Origin of the sequence: Dactylosporangium sp. NPDC000521 (genome assembly GCF_042898305.1) — a bacterium.
Lineage (GTDB): Bacteria > Actinomycetota > Actinomycetes > Mycobacteriales > Micromonosporaceae > Dactylosporangium.
Genome location: NZ_JBIAYW010000004.1, coordinates 435301 through 456973, shown reverse-complemented (window position 1 = coordinate 456973; position 21673 = coordinate 435301). Strand labels below are relative to the sequence as shown.

The window sequence follows — 21673 nt, the reverse complement described above, 5'->3', positions numbered from 1 at the left end:
GGATATACGTTTGACCCCAGACGTTCGCACACGATCCGTTCTCGCACAACCAGCCTAGGCGGAGTTCCTTGCATTGCGTGGCCAGTGCTGCAGCTTCCGCCGTTCGGGCGCGCTCCGGAGGGTCTTGTGCTCGCTCCGGCAGCATGTCAGGCTAGAAAATATATTCTAGCGCCCGCCGTTGATGGGGCGCTCGCACGACACCCCAGGCAAGAAACGGAGTCACCCATGTCTGCCCAGACCGAGGCCGAGAAGCGGGAAGCGATCATCGCGTTGAACAACGCGACCGTTGACGAGCACTTCCACAACGAGAACCCGGAGAGCATCGACCAGGCGATCGCGGTCTACACCGACGACATCGTCTGGGAGGTCCCCGCCCGCGGCCTCGTCCACCGGGACAAGGAGACGGTCAAGGCCGAGTACCTGCAGATCTTCGCGGCGATGCACGTCCACAAGATCACCAACCTGCACCGTTTCGCGACGGAGGAGTGGGTCTTCGACGACAGCATCTTCGAGCTGACGATCACGCAGGAGGGCTTCCGCAACTGCCCGTTCCCGCCCGGGACCCGCTGCAGCATGCGCCTGATCCACGCGTTCCAGATGCGCGACGGCAAGATCTGCCGCGAGAACGGCTACGAGATCTGGCGCCGCGCGGACGACACCGACCGCGTCAACGACGACATCCACGCCGACGCCGTCGTCACGGTGTTCGACTGATGCGGCTCGCCAGCGTCGCCGGCCGCCTCGTCAGCCAGGAGGGCGCCGACCTCGTCGACGTCGCGTCCGCCAGCGGCGGCCGGTTCGGCCCCGACCCGCACGACGTCCTCGAGCACTGGGGCGAGTTCCTGGCCTGGGCCGACACCCGCCCACCGGCCGGCACCCCGGTGCCGCCCCCGCCGGACGCGGGCCCGCCGGTGCCGCGGCCGTCGCAGGTGTTCGGCGTCGGGCTCAACTACGCCGACCACGCCGGCGAGTCCGGCATGGTGCTGCCCTCGCAGCCGATGGTCTTCCCCAAGTTCAGCTCCTGCGTCACCGGCCCCGGCGACGTCGACCTGCCGTCGGACACCGTCGACTGGGAGGTGGAGCTGGTCGTGGTGATCGGCCGGCACGCCCGGCACGTCACCGAGGCGGACGCCTGGTCGTACATCGCCGGGCTGACCATCGGGCAGGACCTCAGCGACCGGACGCTGCAGTTCGCCGGCGGCACGCCGCCGCAGTTCGGCCTGGGCAAGTCGCTGCCCGGCTTCGGGCCCATCGGCCCGTGGCTGGTGACCCCCGGCGAGCTCGGCGACCCCGACGACCTGGAGATCGGCTGCCGCCTCAACGGCGACGAGGTCCAGCACTCGCGCACCAGGCACCTCATCTTCACCGTGCCCGCGCTGGTGGCGTTCCTGTCGTCGCACCTGCCGCTGCGCCCCGGCGACCTCATCTTCACCGGCACCCCGGGCGGCGTCGGCTTCGGCCGTGACCCGGCCGTCTACCTGCGCCCCGGCGACGAGCTCGTCAGCACCATCGAGGGCCTCGGCTCGCTCGTCACCCGGGTCACCGGAAGCGGCGCATGACCACCGGCTGCACGCCCTGCGAGATGGAGGCCCTCGAGGACGCCGCGGTAGTCTTCCGCGACGACCTCTGGGCGTGCGAGGTGCTCGCCGGCTTCGACGTCCCCGGCTGGTTCGTGCTGCGCGTCCGCCGGCACGCCCTGCGGATCGGCGGCCTGAGCGCCGCGGAGCTGTCCACGTACGGCCGCCGCGCCCGCGACCTCTCCGACGCCGTCAGCGAGGTGACCGGCGCGCCGGCCACCTACCTGCTCACCTTCGGCGAGGCGAACCCGCACTTCCACACGCTCGTCGCCGCCCGCGGCGACGACGTCCCCCCGGAGCGCCGCCTGGGAGCCATCATGCAGCAGCGCACCGACAAGCTGGACCGTCCGGCCGCCCTGTCCCTCGTCCCCGCCGTGGCCCAGGCCTACGCCCGCCACGCGGCCCGCTAGCACCTCGAAGACCGCCGGCCGGGACGCCACGCGCGCCGCAGCGACGCCCCGGCCGGCCTCCACGCACGGCAGTACCGCGGCGGCATGGCGCACCCCGGTCCGCCGGCCCCGCGCGCCGCAGCGACGCCCGGCCGGCCTCCATCCCGGTCGCCGCGCCATCGCCGGCGGCGGAGACGATCGTCGGGTGGCTGATCTCATCGAGCACCTGGAGTCGTTTCTCGGAGTCATGTCCGGTGGGCACCTGGGCGATGCGACGACGCCGGAGGGTGTGCTGGTGGCGTTCTTTCCGATGCGCCGTCCGGTTGGGTCACGACGCTGGTGACCGCGGGCCTGTCGCGGCGGCATCTCGGGCTGCCGGGCGGGGCGGGTGGGAGGCGCTGGAGCGGATGCTCCGGGCCGAGGGCACGGACCTCACCGACCCCGGCCGGCCGCAGGTGGTGCGCTGACCGGTGGGGCGTCAGGGCGACGGGGGCAGGGCGGCCATCCACTCGAGGCAGGCGAGCTCGTGCTCGGCGAGGTGCTCGTTGACGGCCAGCTTCAGCTCGGCCGGGGAGCCGGTGCGGGCGGCGTCGATCAGGAGGCGGTGGGCGATCTCGCGGCGGCGGCGCTCCTCGCGGTCGATCTGATACGTCTCGTAGACGACGCGGGTGTAGCGGTCGCAGGCGTGCCACAGCTGCTCCAGCAGGCGGAGATCCCACTCGGTGAGGGCGGGGCGGAGCAGGGCCAGGTGGAACTGCTTGTGGATCTCCCAGGACTCGTCGGCGTCGAGCTCGTAGTGGGTGAAGGCCTTGAGCAGGCGCTCGGCCTCGTCCAGGTCGGCGGGGGTCAGGCCGATGCAGGCGCGGGCGGCCAGGTCGCACTCGATGAGCTTGCGCAGCCGGTAGATCGAGCGGAGCTCGTCGCGGTCGAGCGGGTTGACGATCGCGCTGCGGCCGGGGCGCAGGGTGATGAGCCCCTGGGTCTCCAGGCGCCGGAGGGCCTCGCGGACGGGGATGTGGCTCACCCCGAGCTGCGCGCTCAGGTCGGCGATCGAGAAGCTCGAGCCGGCTTTCAGCGTGCCGTTGAGGACGCCGCGCCTGATCTCGGCGGTCACCCGGTCCACGGCGGAGTTTGGCCCGGCGACGGACCGCAGTCCGACCCGGCCGACGGCTGACTTCTCGAGCGACGCCTCAGACACCACGAATATACGGTAGCGCATCCTCGGGATTTCGGTGTGTCGCCTGCATCGCCCTGCCACGCAGGGAAGCTGGACGCCGGTGGCGGCAGGCCACGGCGTGCTCTTGCGTCTATCATATATTCCCTCCTACTGTGGCATCATGACCAGCATCCTCGACACGCCGGTGGTGCCCGTGACGGATCAGGCCGAGCCCGATGCCCTGCAGCAGGTCCAGGACCGGGTGCTGTGGTTGTCCACGGCCATGATCCACCATGCCAACCGGGTCCGGCCCAATCCGAGTGGGCTCAAGGTCGGCGGGCACCAGGCGTCGTGCGCGTCGATGGTGTCGATCATGACGTCGCTGTGGTTCGAGCAGCTGCGGCCGGGGGACCGGGTGTCGGTCAAGCCGCACGCGTCGCCGGTCCTGCACGCCGTCAACTACCTGCTCGGCGAGCTGGACGAGTCCTACCTGCCACGGCTGCGGGAGTTCGGCGGGCTGCAGTCCTACCCGAGCCGCGCGAAGGACCCCGACCCCGTCGACTACTCGACCGGCTCGGTCGGCATCGGCGCGACCGCACCGATCTGGGGCGCGATCGCCAGGAGGTTCGTCAACGAGCGGACCGCCGCGGGGACCGGCGGCGGCCGGCAGTACTCACTCGTCGGCGACGCCGAGCTCGACGAGGGCGCCGTGTGGGAGGCGATGCTCGACGCGTCCGTCGCCGAGCTCGGCGAGGTCGTCTGGATCGTCGACCTCAACCGGCAGTCCCTGGACCGGGTCGTGCCGCACATCGCCGCCGGCCGGCTGGAGCAGATGTTCGCCGCCGCCGGCTGGCAGGTCATCACGGTGAAGTTCGGCCGGCTGCTCGAGGAGCTGTTCGCCCGGCAGGGCGGCGCGGAGCTCAAGCGCCGGATCATCGACATGCCCAACCCGGAGTACCAGCGGCTGCTGCGCTGCGGCGCCGACGAGCTGCGGGTCCGCCTCCCCGGCACGGACGCCGGCGGCGGCGCGATCGCCGCGCTCATTGAGGGCCTCGACGACGACACCCTGACGAAGGCGATCCGCAACCTCGGCGGCCACGACCTCGACGCGCTGCGCGCCGCCTTCGCGCAGATCGACGACGCCCGGCCGTCGGTCGTCATCGCCTACACCATCAAGGGCTACGGCCTGCCCACCCAGGGCCACCCGCAGAACCACTCGTCGCTGCTGACCGTCGAGCAGTACGAGCAGCTCGCCGCCGGCCTGGGCATGGACGCCGGCCGGCCGTGGGCGCGGTTCGCCGCCGACTCCGCCGCGGGCAGGCTGTGCCGCGCCACGGCGGACCGGCTGCGGCGCGAGACCCCGGCCGCCGTGGCACCGCCGGCCATCCCCACCGACATCGGCAGGACGCCGTCCGGCACGTCCACCACCCAGGCCGCGCTCGGCCGGGCGCTGCTCGACCTGACCCGCGAGGCGCCCGAGGCGGCCCGCCGGGTGGTCACCGTCAGCCCCGACGTCAGCTCCAGCACCAACCTCGCCGGCTGGCTCAACAAGGTCGGCGTGTGGTCGCCGACGGAGCGGCACAACTGGTTCGCCGACGACAGCGAGACCACGATGCACTGGCGGGAGCGCCCCACCGGCCAGCACATGGAGCTGGGCATCGCCGAGGTCAACCTCGTCGGGCTCATCGGCGAGCTCGGCGCCACCTGGAGCCGCTGGGGTCAGCCCCTGTTCCCGATCGGGGTGCTGTACGACCCGTTCGTCGAGCGGGCCCTCGAACCCTGGTCCTACGGCATCTACGCCGGTGGCCAGTCGATCCTCGTCGGCACCCCGTCCGGGGTGAGCCTCGCGGCGGAGGGCGGCGCCCATCAGTCGATCAAGACGCCGTCGATCGGCCTGGAGCAGCCCGGCTGCGTCAGCTTCGAGCCGGCGTTCGCGATCGAGGTCGAGTGGACGCTGTTCGACGCGATCTCCCGCCTCGGCCGGCCCGACGGCAGCTCCTCCTACCTGCGGCTGTCGACCCGCCCGGTCAACCAGGCCCTGGCCGCGGTCCCCGCCGACCCGGCCGCCCGGGAGCGGCGTCGCCGGCAGGTCCTGGCTGGGGCGTACACCCTGCGCGCCGCGACGGGGGAGACCCCGGCGGTCACGCTCGCCGGCATGGGCGCGATGATCACCGAGACCCTGGCGGCCGCGGACCGGCTCGCGGACCTCGGGGTCGACGCCGAGGTGATCTGCGTGACCAGCCCCGGCCGCCTGTTCGAGGCGGTGCAGGCGCGCCGCGGGCAGGGCGACGCGCCGTCGTGGATCCTCGACCAGGTGTTCCCCGCGCACCGGGCCGCGCCGATGGTGACGCTCCTCGACGGGCACCCGCACACGCTCGCGTTCCTGGCCACCATCAACCGGGTGCGGACGCTGTCGCTGGGGGTGTCCCGGTTCGGCCAGGCCGGCGGCCTTGAGGACGTCTACCGCTACCACGGCATCGACACCGACTCCGTCGTCCGGGCCGCGCTGGACCTGGCCGGGTAAGAAGCCGCCTGAGCGGTCAGTGGCGGTGCACGGCATCCGGGTGGCGGGGGTCGCCGGGGTGTTCGTAACCGGGCGCCAGCCGCACCAGCGCGGCGCAACGCTCGTCGAGCCACCGCGCGAAGCGCCGCTCGGCGTCCTCCGCACCGAGCCGGGCGGCGAGCGCGTCACGCACCACCGCGAAATCCAACGGAAAGAGGTCCCGGTTGCGGTCGTAGTACGCCGCCGTGTCCGCCTCGGTGGCGGGCACCGGCGGCGCCACGACCGCCCGGAGCGACCGCGCGAGGGGATGGGCCGCGACGACCGCCGCGGTCACCCCGCCGGACCGCAGCGCCTCCGCGAGCGTCACCTGCCGGGGCGGGTCGCCTTCAGCACCCGACAGTCCGAGCGCGTGAGCCTCGTGCGCGACGACCGCCTCCACCACGAGCACCTGCACCAGCCAGCGGCGGAGATTGCGGCCCTCGGCGGAAGCGGGGTCGGGGAGCCGCGCCGCGTACGGCCCCCGGCGCATGGCCGCGAGCCGCGCGTCCACCACGGCGACGTCGAGCGGTGTGCCGGCCACCCAGGCGACGGCGGTCACGGCAGCACCTCGACGGTGACCGGCGCCGTGTAGTGCAGTTCGCCCGCGTGCGCGACCCTGCACAGCGCCCACCACCGGCCGGGCCCGTGCCCATAGGGGACCGTGACCGGGATCCGCAGCGTCGTCCGGCCGCTCAGGCGCACCCGGTGCGAGGGTGCCGGGAACACGTCCCAGGTGTGCCACGGGCTGATGAGCTGCACGTCGACGACGATCGGTCCGGCGGCGTCCGTCTCGAGCGAGAGCTCCAGCCGGCGGGACTGGCCGGGGCGGAGAAGCAACGGGCCGGGGTCGCTCCAGGTGGCCGTCACGGTTTCCGGGCCGTCGCCGCCGGCGAGCAGTCGCGCGTAGTCCTCGACGCCTGTGCCGGTGCGGGCGCACAGCCAGTACACCCCGCGCTGAATATCCGACGGAGGATGGATTTCGACCTGATGCCGGACGAAGTCGCCCGGCGGCAGGTCGAACGCGAACCCGGCCGGCTCCGCCACGAAGCCCTCAGACACGTCGAGCGTGACGGCGCCGGTGGCGTGGTCGCGGGTCAGGTCCGACGCCACGGTCACCGTCACGGTCACCGGGCCGTCGACGGTGGCGACGGGCGGGTCGAGGTGGACCGTCACCGGCAGGTTTCCGGTCGGGGCCGGGCCGGTGTTGTGCAGCCAGTACTTCGCGTACGCGGGCGCGACCGGCGCCGGGGCCGGGGCGATGGGGCCGGTGCTGACCGTGACCTGCGCGATGCTTGCCCCGTCCAGCGGCAGCAGCACCGCCCCGTCCCGCACGGGCAGTGCGTCGGCAGGCGCTTCCAGGAGGTCGGTCGAGCGGGCGTCCGTCACCGGCGTCCACAGCGCGAGCCGGACGTCGGTGGGTGAGCCTGCCGCCTCGTAGAGCCGCACCGTGACGCCGTCGACGGTGGCCGGGGCGATTCCAGCGGCGAGTGGATTTCCCGAGGGCTTGACCGCGGTGACGACGACGTCGCTGCCGGCCGTGACGGTCAGGTAGCTCTCGGCCTGCGTGGAGGCGCCGCCGAGGACACAGGCGTGCAGCGGGTGGTTCACCTCGTGGCCGTGCCGCACCAGGCCGGTGGCCCGCCAGTCGCCGGCGCCGGCGACGAGCGCGGCGTCGAACGTGTGCGTCCAGTGCTGCTGCTGAAACGTGGAGCCGTCGGGCGCGGTGCGCCGCGGCGGGTCGATCCACACCCCGGACGGCCAGCCGGTGCAGGAGCGCAGCAGCGACAGGTGCAGCGCGCCGGTGGTGTCGACGGCGAAGCCGGGGATGCCGCGGTTGACGATGGCGACGGTCCGGTCGTCCAGGTCGGGGTCGGGCATGCCGGTCACCGGCTGCGTCACCGGCACGGTCCCGGTGGCGGCGAGGTCGTCGCAGAGCGCCTCGACCGCGCCGGCGCCGATCACGATGAGCACCGGCAGGTCCAGGACGCCGGTGAGGTCCGCGTTGGGCACCCACACGTCCGTCAGCGCCCTGGCCGCGGGCACCAGCACCCGGGCGCGGCCCGCGACGGCGAGCTGCCGGTCGATCTCGCCGGTGAACGAGGTGTCCGCGGCGGCGAGGACGGCCGCCGTGAACGCGGTCCGGCCGACACTGATCCGCACGTCCGGCAGGTTGGAGTCGACGGCGAGCCGCCCGTAGCGCGGGCCGCCGGGCCGGGACGTGGTGGCCGTGACCCCGCGCCGCACCAGCGCGACGGCGAGCTCCCGCACGTCCTGCGCGGCGACGATCTCGGCGATGCCGATCGCCCTGGTGTGCCGGCGGACGCCGGACGGGTCGTGGACGTCGACGCGGGCGGTGCTGGAGACGGCGAACCAGTGCTGCGCCGGGTTGTCGAGGGTCCACGGCGCCTGCTCGCTGTCGACCTCGACGAGCCCGAAGCCGCGGCCGACGACGGCGTTGCCGACCTCGCTGACGGGCAGCCCGCCGGGGACGTCCACCGGCCAGCACAGCCGGACGAGGTGGTCCTCGCCGGTGAAGTCGTCGACCCGGGTGGTGAGGCCGAGGCGGTCGTCGCCGTGCCAGAGGGTCAGGATCTGGGTGAATCGCAGCGGGCCGGTCGCGCCGGTGACGGTGATCCGCTCGCCGAGCGGGCTGTGCTCGACCAGGACGCCCATGGCGGGCTCCCGGGCGGAGCCGTGGGTGGCCGGGCCCTTCGGCAGCAGGTGCCAGGGCCCTTCGTGGAAGCGCGGGTGGGCGGAGTACTCGTCGTAGACGAGCAGCTCGTTGCCGACCCGGCCGGGCCGCAGCAGCTCGCGCCCGGTGCGCAGGTCGACGAGGCTCGACACGCAGCCGCCGCGGGCCGGGTCGACCGTGAGGCGGAACATCTCGTTGGCGATGACCGGCTCGCCGCCGGCCTCGGCCCAGCCGGTCGCCGGCGCGCCGCCGAACTCCAGGGGGAAGCTCCGGTAGCCGAGCGAGGGGACGTCGGTGGCGCGGAAGACGACGTCGACGGAGGCGAGGGTGCCGTCGTCGTGGTGGCGGGGATGCTCCAGCAGGACGGGCCGGTCGCCGACGGAGAGGCCCGCGAAACCGGGTCCGGGCAGGTCGACCCGGACCCTGACGAGGTCGGACCGCGACCACGCCGAGGGGTTGGACACCACCACCGCCTGCAGGTGGGGCAGGCGGCGGGTCGGCGGGCCGAACCGGTGCAGCGTCCGGTCCAGCACCGACCGGGCCAGGTCGTGCGCCTCCCGCCAGCCGGCCAGCAGGTCCAAATACACCTGGTCGGACTCGCTGCCGGTGATCGCGTCGTGGTGGGCGCCGTAGACGAGCAGCCGCCACGCCCTGTCGATCTCGGCGTGCGGGAACTCGGTGAAGTGCAGCGCGGCGGTGATGGTCGCGAAGGTCTCCGCGTCGACCAGCAGCGCCTCGACGTGCCGCTGCGCCTGCTTGGTGTCGATGAACGACACGTCCTTGCCGGTGTAGACCGGGTTCATGTCGCGGGTCTGCGGCGCGGCCCGGACGCCGTCGGCGGCGAGCTGCGAGCGGACCGCGGCGAAGAACTCGCGGGGCAGCCCGCACACGAAGCGGGGCCAGGCGTAGCGGGCGTTCCAGTCGCGGTGGATCTCGGTCACCCACTTCGCCGGCGGCGTGTAGTCGGTGCCGACGGGCAGCAGCACGTTGCGGGTCGCGGCGACCTTCTTCAGCAGCAGGAACAGCTCGTACACGCTCTGCTGCGCGCCGGCGAGGGTCGGCTGGGCGTCGATGTGCCAGCCGGCCGAGTAGTGCGCGGGCATGTAGTGGGTCAGGACCCCGCGCCCCGAAGGGGAGATCCACTCGAACTCCGAGCTGAACTGCATCGCCGACGGGTCGCCCCAGCCGTCGCGCGGCTCGTACGTCCACAGCATCGGCCCCCACTGGTGGAACGGCCCCCGCGCCCACGACGACGAGTCGAGGCCGGCGTCGGCTACGAGCCCGGGGAACTGCGGGTCGTGCCCGAAGACGTCGAGCTGCCAGGCGGTGCGGGGGTCGCCGCCGACGACGTCGCGCTGGAAGCCGATGCCGTGCACCAGGTTGCGGATCGTCGACTCGGCGGAGGTGAGGTTCGTGTTGGGCTCGTTGTAGGTGCCCCCCATGAGTTCGAGCCGGCCCTCGGCGAGCAGGGTCCGCAGGTACCGGCGGTCCTCGGGGTGACTGTCCCAGTAGGGCTTCAGGTAGTCGAGCTCGGCGAGGACGAACTTGTAGTCCGGGTCGCGGCGGGCGGTCTCCAGGTGCAGCCGGACCAGGTCGAAGCCCGTGTGCTGGAAGGCGGCCCGGAACTCGGTGCCCAGGCGGCCCTCGCGATCCCACATCGCCGTGTAGGCCGCCTGGGTGTTCCACCAGACCGGGTCGTAGTGGAAGTGCGGCACCATCCACACGGTCCACCCCGGCTCGGCGACGACGAGCGGGGCCTCGACCGTGTGCCCACCGCCGGCGGTCACCCGGATCGGCACCGTCGCGCCGGGCGGCGCGGTACATGAGACGCCGACCTCGACAAGTGGTCCACTGTGGACGTCGGCATGGCCCGTGACGCCGTCGCCGGTGATGTCCAGCCGCCCCGGCCAGTCCTCGACCTCGACGCGGACGACCTGCAGCGGGCCGGGGAGAAACAGTTCGGTGCCGGTGACGCCGACGATGCGCATGTGCCGGTTCAGCCTTTCACCGCGCCGGTGAGGCTGAACGCCCCGCCGAGCACTCTGGACAGTTACGGAGTGGAGCAGGACGACCGGTGCTGTGGAGAGGATGGAGAACGCGGCGAGCCGTCCGTAGGCTACCGCGCCGTACCGGGTGAAGAACGTGGAGATGGTCACCGGCGCCGGCTGCTTCTCGGGGCTCAGCAGCAGGATGAACGGGACGAAGAAGTTGCCCCACTGCAGCCTCCGGCTGCCACACCGGCACTGCCTCACGTCCGGGTCACTCCCGGTTGAGCTCCCGGAACCGGCCAGGGGTGATGCCGACCTCGCGGCGGAAGAAGCGGCAGAAGTACGCGGGGTCGGCGAACCCGACGGCGTGCGCCACCTGCGCGACGCTCATGCCGGTCCGGGCCAGCAGCCGCCGCGCCTCCAGGGCCTGGGCGCGGCGGATCAGCCGCCCGGGCGGCTCGCCGGTGGACGCCTTCACCGCCTCCGTCAGGTGGCTGGTGGAGACGCCGAGCCGCGCCGCGTAGGCCCGCACTGTCGGTGCGAGCCCCGTGTCGTGGGTGAGCAGCCGGCCGAACCGCTCAGCCACGCCCGGCGCCGGATCCGCGGGCCGCGGCGCGCCGAGGCGCAGCGCACGGACGACGAGCACGTGCAGCAGCGCGGCCAGGACGGTGGTGAAGCCCGGCCGGCGGTCGGTGTACTCGAGCGCCATCGCGGCCAGCAGCGACTCGAGGCCGGCCGCGTCGGCGGGGGCGGGCCGCAGCCCGGGCGCGGCCGACAGGGCCGTCAGTGCGCGGCGGTCCTCCGGGTGCTGGTGCAGCGCGTCGTCGGTGAAGACGATCACCCAGCCGTCGAGCCCGCAGACGTCCCGCCAGTGGTGCACCTGCCCCGGCGCGACCGCGAAGAGCTGCGGCGGGCGCAGCCGGTGCGCGGCGAGGTCCACGACGTGCGCGCCGGTGCCGCGGGTGACGTAGACGATCTCGTGGAAGCTGTGCCGGTGCGGGAAGCCGGCCCGCGCCATCGGTCCGAACCAGTCGAACGAGCCGATCGCGAACGGCAGCGGCGCCGGGTCCGGCACATCCAGCTCGTGCCTCGGCAGCACGTCCTCCACCTTTCTGTAAAGAATCCTCAAAGTAACGCGCGCATGCACCCTGGTCAATGCCGCCGCCCGCGTCCGCCTGACGGCCGGGGCTCACACGGGTCCGGCACCGCCCGCGGCGCGCCCGCGTCGCCGGAGTCCAGGCGGCCCACGCCAAGCGCACCGCGTGCGGCCAGGCGTCGCGGTCGAGGGGGAGCACCGGGTCGTGACCCGTCAGCCGGACCAGGGCGTGGTGCAGCCCGAACAGCGCCTCCCCGGGCGCCACGGCCACCCGCTCCCGCAGCGGCCGGATCGCCGCCGGGTCGCCGCGCTGCTCGACCACCACGACGAGCCGGTCGTGCTCGAGCCCGGTGAGCCGCGGCAGTTGTGTGAGGAGTGAGGCGAGGTCGTCCGGCACCCGCGCAGTCAAGCACGGCGCGGTGGGTACGGTGGGGGGCATGACAGCGCCGGTGGCGACCGTACTGCTGGTGTTCGGGCGAGGGGTCACGACCGCCGGCGGGGAGTGGGTGCTCACCCCGGCGGGCGCCGCCAGGGTCGACGCCGCGATCGGTTACGTCTCGGCGCACCGGGACGCGTTCGACGCCGCGGTGGCGCCGCTGGTCGTGTTCAGCGGCGGGTGGGCGGAGGCGGCCGAGGGTGCGCCGCGACCGCCGGAGGGGTGCCGGGAGGGCGACCTGATGGTGGCGCGGGCGCGGGCCGCCGGGCTCGACCGCCACGTGGCGCTGCGGACCGAGTGCCGGTCGCGGAGCACGCTCGAAAACCTGCTGAACACGGTCGAGGACGGCCTGCTCGCTGGGCACGAGTTCGGCCCCGGCCACCCGCTCGGACTGGTCTCGCACGCCTGGCACCTGCCGCGGATCCGGTTCCTCGCCCGCAAGGTGCTGCGGCTGCGCGGGGCGGCGCTGCTCGACGTGCCCGCGACCGGCGGCGAGCCGGCGTCGCGGCGGGAGCGGGCGCTGCACGTCGCGGCGCGGCTGTGGTTCCTCGGCGTCGCCGATCCCGCCGCGCTGCTGCGCCGCGAGCGGGCGGCGGTGGCGTCATTGCGCAGGCGCACGACTGGGTAAGAGGCTCCCGTGTTGTTTCTGCTGCCGGTGTACGAACCGGGCCACGGCCTCGTCAGCACCGTCGTCGCGCTGTCCGAGGCGCGGCCCCGGGCCCACGTCGTCGTGGTCGACGACGGCAGCGGACCGGCCGCCGCGGGCCTCCTGGACCGCGCCCGCGAGCTGGGCTGCACGGTGCTGCGACACGAGACCAACCGCGGCAAGGGCGCGGCGCTGAAGACCGGCTTCCGGCACATCGCCGCGGCGCACCCCGGCCGGCCGGTCGTCTGCGCGGACCCCGACGGTCAGCACCACCTCGCCGACATCCTCCAGGTCGCCGAGCACGTGGAGGTCGCCGGCCAGATGGTGCTCGGCGTGCGCCGCTTCGAGGGCCGGGTGCCGCTGCGCAGCCGCTTCGGCAACACCGTCACCCGCCTGCTGTTCCGCGCCGCGACCGGCCGCGACGTCCGGGACACGCAGACCGGGCTGCGCGGCTACCCGGCGGACCTGCTGGGCCGGCTGTGCGGGATCCCCGGCGAGCGGTTCGAGTACGAGATGAACGTCCTGCTGGACGCCGCGCGCGCCGGCCTGCCGATCAACGAGACGGTCATCGCCACGACGTACATCGGCGACAACGGCACCTCGCACTTCGGCTCGCTGGCGGACTCGGCCCGCGTCTACCGCCCCCTGCTGCGGTACGCGCTGTCACCGAGGGGTGCGCGTAGCCGGCCGGTCACGCGATGAGGGATCATGGACGCATGGAACCGACCGCTGGCCGCCGCCCCACCCAGAAGACCGGAATGAGCGGGGGCGAGGCTGGGTGGGTGCCGATCGCGGAGCTGACCGATCTGGCGCGGGCGCTGCTGGGTGAGCGGCCGAGCGGCCGCGACGTCGTCCCCGTGGCGGTCGCGGAGCGGCTCAGCCGGCTCGCGGCGCAGTGGGCGGCGGCCGGGTTCACCGCCGCGACCGTGCGCCCGTGGGCGGACCTGCAGCCGGACGCGGCCGCCGTGCTCGCCAAGGCCGGTGCGACGCCGGAGTCCCTCGACCGTCAGGTCGTCACCGTGTCCGGCGCCGCCATGACCCTGTGGCGGGCGGTCTGCTCCGGCGCGATGCCCGCCGCCGAGGCCGCCGCCGCCCTGCGCCCGGCCGGCGGCGTGACCGCCCCTGCCCCTGCCCCTGCCCCCGCCGCCGCGCCTGCCGCCGGCGCCCCTGCCGGTGTCGCCGCCGAGGCGCCGGCGCGGGCGAAGGTCGCGCCGGCGCTGTTCTCCCACCCCGCCACGGAGACAGTGCACGACACGGCCGAACAGCGCCGCCGGTCCGCTCCACCGGCGACGCCGTTCAGCGCGTGAGCCGGCTCAGCCGGTGTACGCGGCGAAGATGCGGCTGAACTCGTAGGGCTGCTGCGGGATGTTGGTGCACATGTAGAGCGCGCCGGTGCACGCGTTGCGGTCCCGGGTGGTCTCCCAGAAGGACAGCATGCCCAGGTGGTTGGCCTGCGCGAACGCCACCAGCTGCCGGGCGTCCGCCTGGTCGTAGGTGCCGCCGTCGTCGTTCTTGCCCAGCATCGGCGTCACGCCGACCATCCGCCACAGCTGCGCGTCGGTCTTCGCCGGGTACAGGGTCTTGAGCTGCGCGAACGTCGACTGCGCCGCCTGCACGGCGAAGTTGCCGTAGTCGCCGCTGCTGCGCTGGTAGTCCATCGCCATGACGTTGACCAGGTCGAGGTTCACCCCGGCGTCGCGGGCGGAGCGGACCACGGCCACGCCGTCGGCGGTGAGGCCCTCCGGCAGGACCGGCAGGGTCAGCGAGATCTTCAGGTTGGGCCGGGCCGCCTGCAGCAGGGCCAGGGCCTGCGACCGGCGCGCCACCGTGGTCGGGTCGGCCACCGCCGCGCCCTCGATGTCCAGGTCGATGAAGTTCAGCTGGTACGCGTCGACGACGGCCTGGTACTCCGCCGCGACGGCCGCGGGGGTGCCGCAGGCCTGGGCGAGCTCGATGCCGCTCGCACCGCCGAAGGAGATCTTGACGTCGCCGCCGCGGGCGCGGATCGCGTCGATCTGGTCCTTCGCCCACGCGGCCCTCGGGTCGTACGCGTTGAACCACGACGCCTTGCAGCCGGCGCTGTTGACGAACGCGAGGGTGAAGCTCTTCAGGTTGCCCGCGGTCGCCATGTCGGTGAGCGACGGGGTCGGCCACGCGCCCATGTCCACGTACGGCGCGACGGGCAGGGGGCTGCCCGTGCCGCCGCCACCGCCGGCGGTGGTGCTGACGCTGACCTGGTTGCTCGCGGCGGAGGTGTTGCCCGCGGCGTCGCGAGCCTTGACCGTGAACGTGTAGGCAGTCGACGCCGACAGCCCGCCGACCGTGCCGCTCGTGCCGGTGACGGTGGTGGCCAGGGTGCCGCCGCGGTAGATGTCGTACGCGGTGACGCCGACGTTGTCGGTGGCGGCGTTCCAGGCCAGGCTGACGCTGGACGAGGTGGCCCCGGTGCTTCGCAGGTTCGCCGGGGCGGTCGGCGCCTGCGTGTCGGCCACGCCGGCGCAGCTGGCGCCGTTGAGCTTGCAGTTGGCGGGCTTTCCGCCACCGGAGACCAGGAACCCGAAGCTGGTCGACGCGCCGGGCGCGAGCGTGCCGTTGTAGGTCCGGTTCGTCGCCGTGACGTGGGTGCCGGACTGGCTGGCCAGGACGTCCCAGTAGCTGCCGAGCGTCGACCCGGCCGGTAGATCGAACTCGACCTTCCACGCCGTGACGGTCGCCGCGGAGCCGTTCGCGATCGTGTACTTCGCCTGGTACCCGGAGCCCCAGTCGGAGTCGTAGGTGAGGGTGGCGGTCAGCGAGCCGGCCGCTTCCGCGGTCCCGGCGAGGACGGCGGTGCCGCCCGCCGCCAGGATCGTCGCGGCGGCGACCAGCACCAGCCGGTGTCGTAGCGCCATCTGTGCCTCCAGCGTTGGTCTGATTGATGCCCAACGATAAAGAAAGTTAACTAAAAGTCAATGGGCTGTTTCCGGCGCTCGATCTTTGCTTCGCGAGCCCCGAGATCGGAGGAGGATCGCAGAAGGATGGTGTCGCGCCGCCGAAGCTGGGTAGCGCATTCCTGTCACGCGCCCCGCGTCACGCCTGGTGTGATCTGCCCTGCTCTGTAGGTATTCGTCACGCTCGGTTCGGTATTCCGAGGGAGGGCCCATGTTCAACCCGCTGGAGCACCCGGGACTGCCGGTCGGCCGCCAGGGCCGGCACTGGCACGAGCTCGATGTCGAGGCGGCCCAGCTGCGCTCCGCCGAGCCCGGCGCCCGTGACCGGGTCGACGAGATGGAAGCCCTCCAGGCGGCCGCCGCCATGTTCAACCGCCGTGCCGCCCTGCGCTGCCCGGACCTGGAGTCCCAGCGCGCCGTGCAGCGCCTGGGCCTGGCCGCCACGGCCCGCCACGACACCCTCGCGGTGCTGCACCCCTTCGCCGGTGCCGCCCTGTCGCCGAGCGGCAGCCGGAGCCTGTGGGCTCAGCTGGTCGTCCAGGAGTGCGCCGCCTGCGCCACGTACCACGCGTTCCTGGAGCAGGAGACCGACCGCCGGCTGCGCCAGCTGTGGGAGCTGCACCTGCAGATGGAGCTCGCCACCCTCCACACCGCCGGCGACCTGCTCCGCCTGCACGAGGACCGCGACCCGCAGGAGCTGATGTCCACGATGCCCGCCGCCGGCGTGACCGACCTGCCCGCCATGCTCACCGAGCACCAGTCCCGGATCGACGAGCAGTTCGAGATGACCGTGGCCGCCACCGGGGAGGACCGCCACACCGCGTTCGGCGAGCTCGCCTGGCTGATCGCCGTCCACGAGACGATCGAGGAGGAGATCCTTCACCCGCTCACCCGGCACCTCGCCCCCGCCGACCACCTGGCCGACCACCTCGTCGACGAGGAGCGCCGGATCAGCGAAGCCCTCGCCGACGTCTCCATCAGCCTCGGCGATGTCGACGGCCTGACCACCGTCCAGGCCATGCTGCTCGCCCACACCCGGCGCGAGTCGACCGAGGAGTTTCCCCTCCTGCGCGCCGGCATTCCCGCCGCCGAGCTCGCCGAGCTGGCCACCGCCGCCCGCGACGCCGAGTCGCAGGCCTGCGCCGGCGCCCCCGCCCGCCCGGGCATGCCGCAGGCCTCCGACCTCGTCCGCGACGTCCTGCGCCCCACCGCCCAGGAGCTGCCTGTGTGACCGCCGACCGGCCGCCGCGTGCCACGGCGTCCGGTCCTGTCATGCGGTCGCCGCCGGGCAGATCGGCACGAATCCGGCAGGATTCGAGAGCCGGCCTGATGGGTAATGCTCCATGCGGGGGCCAAATTGGCAAGCCGAGAGACATGCGTAGGGACGCGGTGACGATGGCACGCGACCGGATTCGCGCTGTGACTCGTGAGTTCACCATTGACGGCCTGCGCCGCGTCCGGGACCTCGTCGAGCAGACGTCCCGCGTCGCCGGCGTCTCCGCGTCCAACGTGCCCGGCCTGGTGATCGCCGTCAGTGAGCTCGCCGCCAACGCGGTCCGTCACGGTGGCGGCAGCGGGCGGATCGTCGTCGAGCAGACGGACGAGGGCGTGCGGGTCGAGGTCAGCGACCACGGGCCGGGCCTGCCGGAGCACCTGTCGCAGGACCTGCCGTCGCCCGAGGCGGTCAGCGGCCGCGGCCTGTGGATGGTCCGGAACCTGTGCCGCGACCTGCACATCACCAGCTCCGCCTGCGGGGTCACGGTCCGGCTCTTCATGCCCCGCGCCGAGCCCACTGCTTGAGGCTTTCGCCGCCACTGTACGAGTGAATCCGCGCCAGACCTTCACTGGGCGGTTCAACGATACGGTTGAGGCCATGACTGACGCTGCCACCCCGGAGGCGATCGCCGACCGGATCCTCGCCCTGCCCGGCGTCGAACTGCTGCTCGCGACGGAGGAGTCGGGGGCGCCGGAGACGAGCTGGGGCGACCGGTTCTTCTACGTCGGCCCGGACCGCAGGTTGCCGTTCGCGACGATCGTCGGGCGGGACACCCCCGGCTGGGACGAGGCGTCGCGGCTGGACCGGCCGGGCGTGTTCCGGGTCAACGTGCACGCCGGACGCGAGGCGTTCCAGGCGCACCTCGGCTACCCGCCCGCGGAGCTGGAGCAGCGGCGGGCGGACGTCGACTTCGCCGGGCTCGACGAGATCCTGCCGCACCCCGCGTACGGGCGGCAGGGCTGGGTCTGCGTGCTCAACCCCGGCGCGCGTACCGCCGCCGCCCTCGACGCCCTGATCGCCGTCGCGCACCGGGACGCGACAGCGGCCGACCTCCGCCGCCGGTCGAGAGATCCGGGCTGAGCAAGGCGTTCGCGTCGATTCGATTGCGCTCGTGGTGGGCGGGGTAACGGGGAACTCCGACCCGATCAGGATGGAGCTCAGCGATGGCGCTCAACGACGACGACATCACCACCACCCCGCCCGGCCCCGGCCCCGAAGGACCCGCCGACGGCGGTGCCGTGCCGGCCGCGCACGACGGCGGCGCGGACGGTGGCGCGACCATGGACGAGGGCACCGCCGACGGCGGCGCGAACATCGAGGCCCAGGACGGTGGCGCCGACGGCGGTGCCGATGAGGGCCCCAACGACGGCGGCGCCAACGCGCGCGCCACGGACGGCGGCGCGGACGGCGGCGCGAGCGAATGACCGACGACAGCGGCGGCGCCGGTCAGGAGGTGAGGTCAGCGCTGCGCCGGTGTGTCCCGATCCCCGCCGGCGACTTCGCCGAGCGGCACTGGGACCGCGCGCCGCTGCTGTCGCGCCGGGTCGGCGACTACACCGACCTGCTCGACCTCGACGACGTCGACGAGCTGCTGAGCCGCCGGGCGCTGCGCACGCCGTTCGTGCGGATGGCCCGGCAGGGCAAGGTGATCCCCGCGGCGCGGTACACCGGCGGCGGCGGACCAGGAGCCGAGGTCGGCGACCAGGTCCTGGACGAGCGGGTCTTCGAGCAGCTCGCCGGTGGCGCGACGCTGGTGCTGCAGGGCCTGCACCGCCTGTGGCCGCCGCTGGTGGACCTGGCCGGTGACCTGGGCCGGGAGCTGGGCGTGCCGGTGCAGGTGAACGCGTACCTGACGCCGCCGGGCAACCAGGGCTTCGCCACGCACTACGACACGCACGCGGTCTTCGTGCTGCAGGTCGCGGGCACCAAACGGTGGCGGGTGCACCCGCCGGTGGTCACCGACCCCGTCGAGCGGCAGCCGTGGGGCGGCCGCGTCGAGGAGGTCGCCGCCGTCGCCGCGGGCGAGCCGTTCCTGGACGCGGTCCTGGAGGCGGGGGATTCGCTGTACCTGCCGCGGGGCTGGCTGCATGCCGCCGGCGCGCTCGACGACTGGTCGCTGCACCTGACGATCGGCCTGCGCGCGCCGACCCGGCTCAGCGTCGTGGAGGCGCTGCTGGACCTCGCCGCGGACGCGCCGTCGCTGCGGGCGGGGCTGCCGATGGGCGCCGATCCGGGCGACGGTGCGGCGATCGCCCCGGTGCTCGCCGACACGGTGAAGGCGCTGCATGAATGGCTCGACACGCTGCGCCCCGACGACGTCGCCGGCCGCTGGCGCCGCGGCCGCGGACCGGAGGCACGGCCGGCGCCGCTGCGGCCGGTCGCGCAGGCGGCGGCGCTCGCGCGGCTGTCCGCGGACGACCGGGTCCGGCTGCGGCCCGGCCTGAGGATCCAGGTCACCGAGCCGGACCCGGAGCACGTCGCGATTGAGGCACCGGACCGGACGGTCACGATGCCGGCGGTGTGCGCGGCGGCGGTCCGGGAGCTGCTCGACGGCCGGTCGCGCCCGATCGCCGACCTGCCCGGCCTGTCCCCGGACGACGGCGTCGTCCTCGCCCGCCGGCTGCTGACCGAGACGATCCTGATCCTGGACGTGTGACGCGCCGGCAATCCGGCCGGCGGCGGCCTGACCCGGACATGTGAAAGGCCTGCGTCCGGCGGGACGCAGGCCCTTTCGCACCGCGCTCAGTCCTTGAACGCGTCCTTGACCTTCTCGCCGGCCTGCTTGAGGCTGCCCGAGGCCTGGTCGACCTTGCCCTCGGCCTCGAGCCGCTCGTTGTCGGTGGCCTTGCCCACGCCTTCCTTGACCTTGCCGGCGGTCTCTTCCGCCCGGTTGTCGATCTTGTCGCTCAGTCCCATGGCGAACCCCAATCACAGACGGTCAGTTCCGTGCCGTTGCCGGCACCCATCAGTAGTGGTGCCCAGGGTGAAGCGGGTGAAACGGTGCGGGGCGTCACGTCGAGCCCACCGGATTTCCGCCCGCTGTCCGATCGGCGGGGCCCCGTTCGTCACCATGGTGAGATCCCGTCGAACGGAGGGCACCCAGCCATGCAGTACATGATGTTCGTCTGCACCGACACCGAGCCGGACACCGACCCGGCGCCCGAGCCGGACATCCTCGCCTGGGTCGCCGAGCACGACGGCGCCGGGCGGCGGGTGACGGGCCACGTGCTGGCGGCGACGTCCGCCGCGACGACCGTCCGGGTCCGCGACGGTGAGCTGCTCGTCTCCGACGGCCCGTTCACCGAGACCAAGGAGGTCATCGTCGGGTTCGACATCCTGGACTGCGCCGACCTGGACGAGGCGATCGAGGTCGCCCGGGCCCACCCGATGGCGCGGGCCGGACGGTTGGAGCTGCGGCCGTTCGCGGTCGTTGCGTAACGACGATCCGGTCGCGGTGGCGGCCGTCGGCGCCTACTCGAAGATCGTCGCGACGCTGATCAGGGTCACCGGCGACTGGGCCCTGGCCGAGGACTGCGCGCAGGACGCCCTCGCGGCGGCCCTGGAGCGGTGGCCGCGCGACGGCGTGCCGGACAACCCGGGCGGGTGGCTGATGACGGCCGCCCGCAACCGGGCCGTCGACGTGCTGCGCCGCGCCGCCGTGGAGCGCCGGAAGCTGCAGGAGATCGCCATGTTCCCCCCTGCCGGGGAAGCGGTCCCGGGTGAGCTCGACGACCGGCTGCGGCTCATCTTCACCTGCTGCCATCCGGCGCTGCCGCTCGAGGCGCGGGTGGCGCTGACGCTGCGCACCATCTGCGCGGTGCCGACCGCCGACATCGCCCGGGCGTTCCTCGTCTCCGAGTCCACGATGACCCGGCGGCTCACCAGGGCCAAGTCGAAGATCGCGGCGGCCGGGATCCCGTACCGGGTGCCGACCGGCCGGGCGCTCACCGAACGCCTCCCGGGCGTCCTCGCCGTGCTGTACCTGCTGTTCACGCAGGGCTACAACGCCGACGGCGAGCCCGCGTTCGCGGACGAGGCGATCCGCCTGGTGCGGCTCGTCGAGCGGCTCATGCCGGGCCAGCCGGAGGTGTCGGCGCTGCTGGCGCTGTTCCTGTTCCAGCACTCGCGGCGGGCCGCCCGCCGCGGCGCGGACGGCGAGCTGCTCACCCTCGACCGGCAGGACCGTGCCCGCTGGGACCACGCCGCGATCGCCGAGGCGGTCGAGGTCCTGCGGCGGGTGACGGCCGACGGCCCGTACGCGCTGCAGGCCCGCATCGCCGCGTGCCACGCCACCGCCCCTTCGCCGGACCTGACCGACTGGGCGTGGATCGCCGCGTGCTACGACCGGCTCGCCGCCGCGCAGCCGTCGCCGGTGGTCGAGCTGAACCGGGCCGTCGCGCACGGTTACGCGTACGGGCCGAGGGAAGGCCTGGCGCTGCTCGCCGCGGTCCGCGCGCTCGACGGCCACCCGCACGCCCTGGCGGTGGCGGCCGACCTCACCGGGCGGCTCGGCGAGCACGGGCGCGCCGCGGCGCTGTTCCGGCGGGCGGCCGCGGCGGCGCACAGCGACGGCGAGCGCCGCGCCCTGGCGGCCCGGGCCGCCGAGTGGCAGTCCCGCGAGGGCACCGATCCGCGGGCCGGCGGCGCGGGCGCGACCTGAGCCGGCCGGGCACGGGTCGGATCGCTAGTCGGCGAGGAGGCCGTGCTCGCGGGCGTAGAGGGCGGCCTGGGCGCGGCGCTCGCCGTCGAGCGCCGCGACCAGCGCGAAGAGCGCCGTCCGCGCGGCCAGGAACACCACCGGCGGCGCCGCGACGCGGTGCTCCACCAGCTCCAGGCCGGCGAGCGCCCCGAGCGCGGCGGCGAGCGCGGTGGCCTGCGCGACGCCGCCGCCGCTGACCTGATGGTGCCGGCCGGCCAGGTTCCGGCCGCCGTTCGTCATGTGCCG

23 protein-coding genes are annotated in these 21673 nt (G+C 73.8%); 16 read left to right on the top strand and 7 right to left on the bottom strand.

The window, feature by feature from the left end; all coding sequences use genetic code 11:
* Positions 1–225: 225 nt before the first annotated feature.
* The 4 genes from ACFY3L_RS16265 to ACFY3L_RS16250 all read left to right on the top strand — a co-directional run bounded on the left by ACFY3L_RS16265 (position 226) and on the right by ACFY3L_RS16250 (position 2309).
* Positions 226–714, top strand: coding sequence for a nuclear transport factor 2 family protein (locus tag ACFY3L_RS16265; RefSeq protein ID WP_354892142.1), 489 nt, complete (start codon positions 226–228; stop codon positions 712–714).
* On the top strand, positions 714–1559 hold the full coding sequence (locus tag ACFY3L_RS16260) for a fumarylacetoacetate hydrolase family protein (RefSeq protein ID WP_389323604.1): 846 nt from the start codon (positions 714–716) through the stop codon (positions 1557–1559). The genes ACFY3L_RS16265 and ACFY3L_RS16260 overlap by 1 nt, the downstream gene beginning before the upstream one ends.
* A complete protein-coding gene (locus ACFY3L_RS16255; RefSeq protein ID WP_389323601.1) occupies positions 1556–1987 on the top strand; it encodes a hypothetical protein in 432 nt (143 codons plus the stop codon). The genes ACFY3L_RS16260 and ACFY3L_RS16255 overlap by 4 nt, the downstream gene beginning before the upstream one ends.
* 184 nt (positions 1988–2171) lie before the next feature.
* The gene (locus ACFY3L_RS16250) at positions 2172–2309 is read left to right on the top strand and encodes a hypothetical protein (RefSeq protein WP_389323598.1); all 138 of its coding nucleotides are present in this window, start codon (positions 2172–2174) and stop codon (positions 2307–2309) included.
* Positions 2310–2444: 135 nt separating this feature from the next.
* Here the strand turns inward: ACFY3L_RS16250 and ACFY3L_RS16245 are convergent, their stop codons facing one another.
* A complete protein-coding gene (locus ACFY3L_RS16245) occupies positions 2445–3167 on the bottom strand; it encodes a GntR family transcriptional regulator (protein ID WP_389323595.1) in 723 nt (240 codons plus the stop codon).
* 136 nt (positions 3168–3303) lie between these two features.
* On the opposite strand from ACFY3L_RS16245, the gene ACFY3L_RS16240 reads away from it, so the two are divergent.
* Positions 3304–5646, top strand: coding sequence for a pyruvate dehydrogenase (locus ACFY3L_RS16240; protein WP_389323592.1), 2343 nt, complete (start codon positions 3304–3306; stop codon positions 5644–5646).
* Positions 5647–5662: 16 nt separating this feature from the next.
* Here the strand turns inward: ACFY3L_RS16240 and ACFY3L_RS16235 are convergent, their stop codons facing one another.
* From ACFY3L_RS16235 to ACFY3L_RS16225, 3 genes are read right to left on the bottom strand one after another with little or no spacing between them, the layout of a single operon-like run.
* Complete coding sequence (locus ACFY3L_RS16235) at positions 5663–6223, bottom strand: hypothetical protein (RefSeq protein ID WP_389323589.1); 561 nt, start codon at positions 6221–6223, stop codon at positions 5663–5665.
* Positions 6220–10608, bottom strand: a complete 4389-nt coding sequence (locus ACFY3L_RS16230) for a glycoside hydrolase family 38 C-terminal domain-containing protein (RefSeq protein ID WP_389323586.1) — start codon at positions 10606–10608, stop codon at positions 6220–6222. Before ACFY3L_RS16230 ends, ACFY3L_RS16235 begins: the two co-directional genes overlap by 4 nt.
* A 7-nt stretch (positions 10609–10615) precedes the next feature.
* Positions 10616–11443, bottom strand: a complete 828-nt coding sequence (locus ACFY3L_RS16225; protein WP_389323583.1) for a helix-turn-helix domain-containing protein — start codon at positions 11441–11443, stop codon at positions 10616–10618.
* Between the two features lie 202 nt (positions 11444–11645).
* Between ACFY3L_RS16225 and ACFY3L_RS16220 the strand changes: the two genes are divergently transcribed.
* Genes ACFY3L_RS16220 through ACFY3L_RS16205 form a run of 4 tightly spaced genes read left to right on the top strand, consistent with a single transcriptional unit; the run spans position 11646 to position 13829 of the window.
* The gene (locus ACFY3L_RS16220; RefSeq protein ID WP_389323581.1) at positions 11646–11819 is read left to right on the top strand and encodes a hypothetical protein; all 174 of its coding nucleotides are present in this window, start codon (positions 11646–11648) and stop codon (positions 11817–11819) included.
* Between the two features lie 58 nt (positions 11820–11877).
* Positions 11878–12504, top strand: a complete 627-nt coding sequence (locus ACFY3L_RS16215; RefSeq protein WP_389323578.1) for a YdcF family protein — start codon at positions 11878–11880, stop codon at positions 12502–12504.
* Positions 12505–12513: 9 nt separating this feature from the next.
* The gene (locus tag ACFY3L_RS16210) at positions 12514–13224 is read left to right on the top strand and encodes a glycosyltransferase family 2 protein (protein WP_389323575.1); all 711 of its coding nucleotides are present in this window, start codon (positions 12514–12516) and stop codon (positions 13222–13224) included.
* Positions 13225–13238: 14 nt separating this feature from the next.
* Positions 13239–13829, top strand: a complete 591-nt coding sequence (locus ACFY3L_RS16205) for a hypothetical protein (protein WP_389323572.1) — start codon at positions 13239–13241, stop codon at positions 13827–13829.
* Positions 13830–13835: 6 nt separating this feature from the next.
* Here the strand turns inward: ACFY3L_RS16205 and ACFY3L_RS16200 are convergent, their stop codons facing one another.
* Positions 13836–15413, bottom strand: coding sequence for a cellulose binding domain-containing protein (locus ACFY3L_RS16200; protein WP_389323569.1), 1578 nt, complete (start codon positions 15411–15413; stop codon positions 13836–13838).
* A gap of 250 nt (positions 15414–15663) precedes the next feature.
* On the opposite strand from ACFY3L_RS16200, the gene ACFY3L_RS16195 reads away from it, so the two are divergent.
* The 5 genes from ACFY3L_RS16195 to ACFY3L_RS16175 all read left to right on the top strand — a co-directional run bounded on the left by ACFY3L_RS16195 (position 15664) and on the right by ACFY3L_RS16175 (position 19384).
* Positions 15664–16683, top strand: a complete 1020-nt coding sequence (locus tag ACFY3L_RS16195; protein WP_389323566.1) for a hemerythrin domain-containing protein — start codon at positions 15664–15666, stop codon at positions 16681–16683.
* 188 nt (positions 16684–16871) lie between these two features.
* On the top strand, positions 16872–17252 hold the full coding sequence (locus tag ACFY3L_RS16190) for an ATP-binding protein (RefSeq protein ID WP_389323563.1): 381 nt from the start codon (positions 16872–16874) through the stop codon (positions 17250–17252).
* 73 nt (positions 17253–17325) lie between these two features.
* Positions 17326–17808, top strand: a complete 483-nt coding sequence (locus ACFY3L_RS16185) for a DUF6194 family protein (RefSeq protein WP_389323560.1) — start codon at positions 17326–17328, stop codon at positions 17806–17808.
* Between the two features lie 83 nt (positions 17809–17891).
* Entirely contained in the window at positions 17892–18152 is a 261-nt protein-coding gene (locus ACFY3L_RS16180; RefSeq protein ID WP_389323557.1) for a hypothetical protein, read from the top strand.
* Positions 18149–19384, top strand: coding sequence for a cupin domain-containing protein (locus ACFY3L_RS16175; RefSeq protein ID WP_389323554.1), 1236 nt, complete (start codon positions 18149–18151; stop codon positions 19382–19384). The genes ACFY3L_RS16180 and ACFY3L_RS16175 overlap by 4 nt, the downstream gene beginning before the upstream one ends.
* 86 nt (positions 19385–19470) lie before the next feature.
* Here the strand turns inward: ACFY3L_RS16175 and ACFY3L_RS16170 are convergent, their stop codons facing one another.
* Positions 19471–19644, bottom strand: a complete 174-nt coding sequence (locus ACFY3L_RS16170) for a CsbD family protein (RefSeq protein WP_389323551.1) — start codon at positions 19642–19644, stop codon at positions 19471–19473.
* Positions 19645–19833: 189 nt separating this feature from the next.
* Here ACFY3L_RS16170 and ACFY3L_RS16165 point away from each other — a divergent pair, with 189 nt between their 5' ends.
* Both ACFY3L_RS16165 and ACFY3L_RS16160 read left to right on the top strand, forming a co-directional pair.
* Entirely contained in the window at positions 19834–20166 is a 333-nt protein-coding gene (locus tag ACFY3L_RS16165; RefSeq protein WP_389323549.1) for a YciI family protein, read from the top strand.
* On the top strand, positions 20159–21388 hold the full coding sequence (locus ACFY3L_RS16160; RefSeq protein WP_389323546.1) for an RNA polymerase sigma factor: 1230 nt from the start codon (positions 20159–20161) through the stop codon (positions 21386–21388). Before ACFY3L_RS16165 ends, ACFY3L_RS16160 begins: the two co-directional genes overlap by 8 nt.
* Before the next feature lie 24 nt (positions 21389–21412).
* Here ACFY3L_RS16160 and ACFY3L_RS16155 read toward each other — a convergent pair whose 3' ends face one another.
* Positions 21413–21667: a hypothetical protein gene (locus ACFY3L_RS16155; RefSeq protein WP_389323543.1), complete on the bottom strand. Its 255-nt coding sequence runs from the start codon at positions 21665–21667 to the stop codon at positions 21413–21415.
* Between the last annotated feature and the right edge of the window lie 6 nt (positions 21668–21673).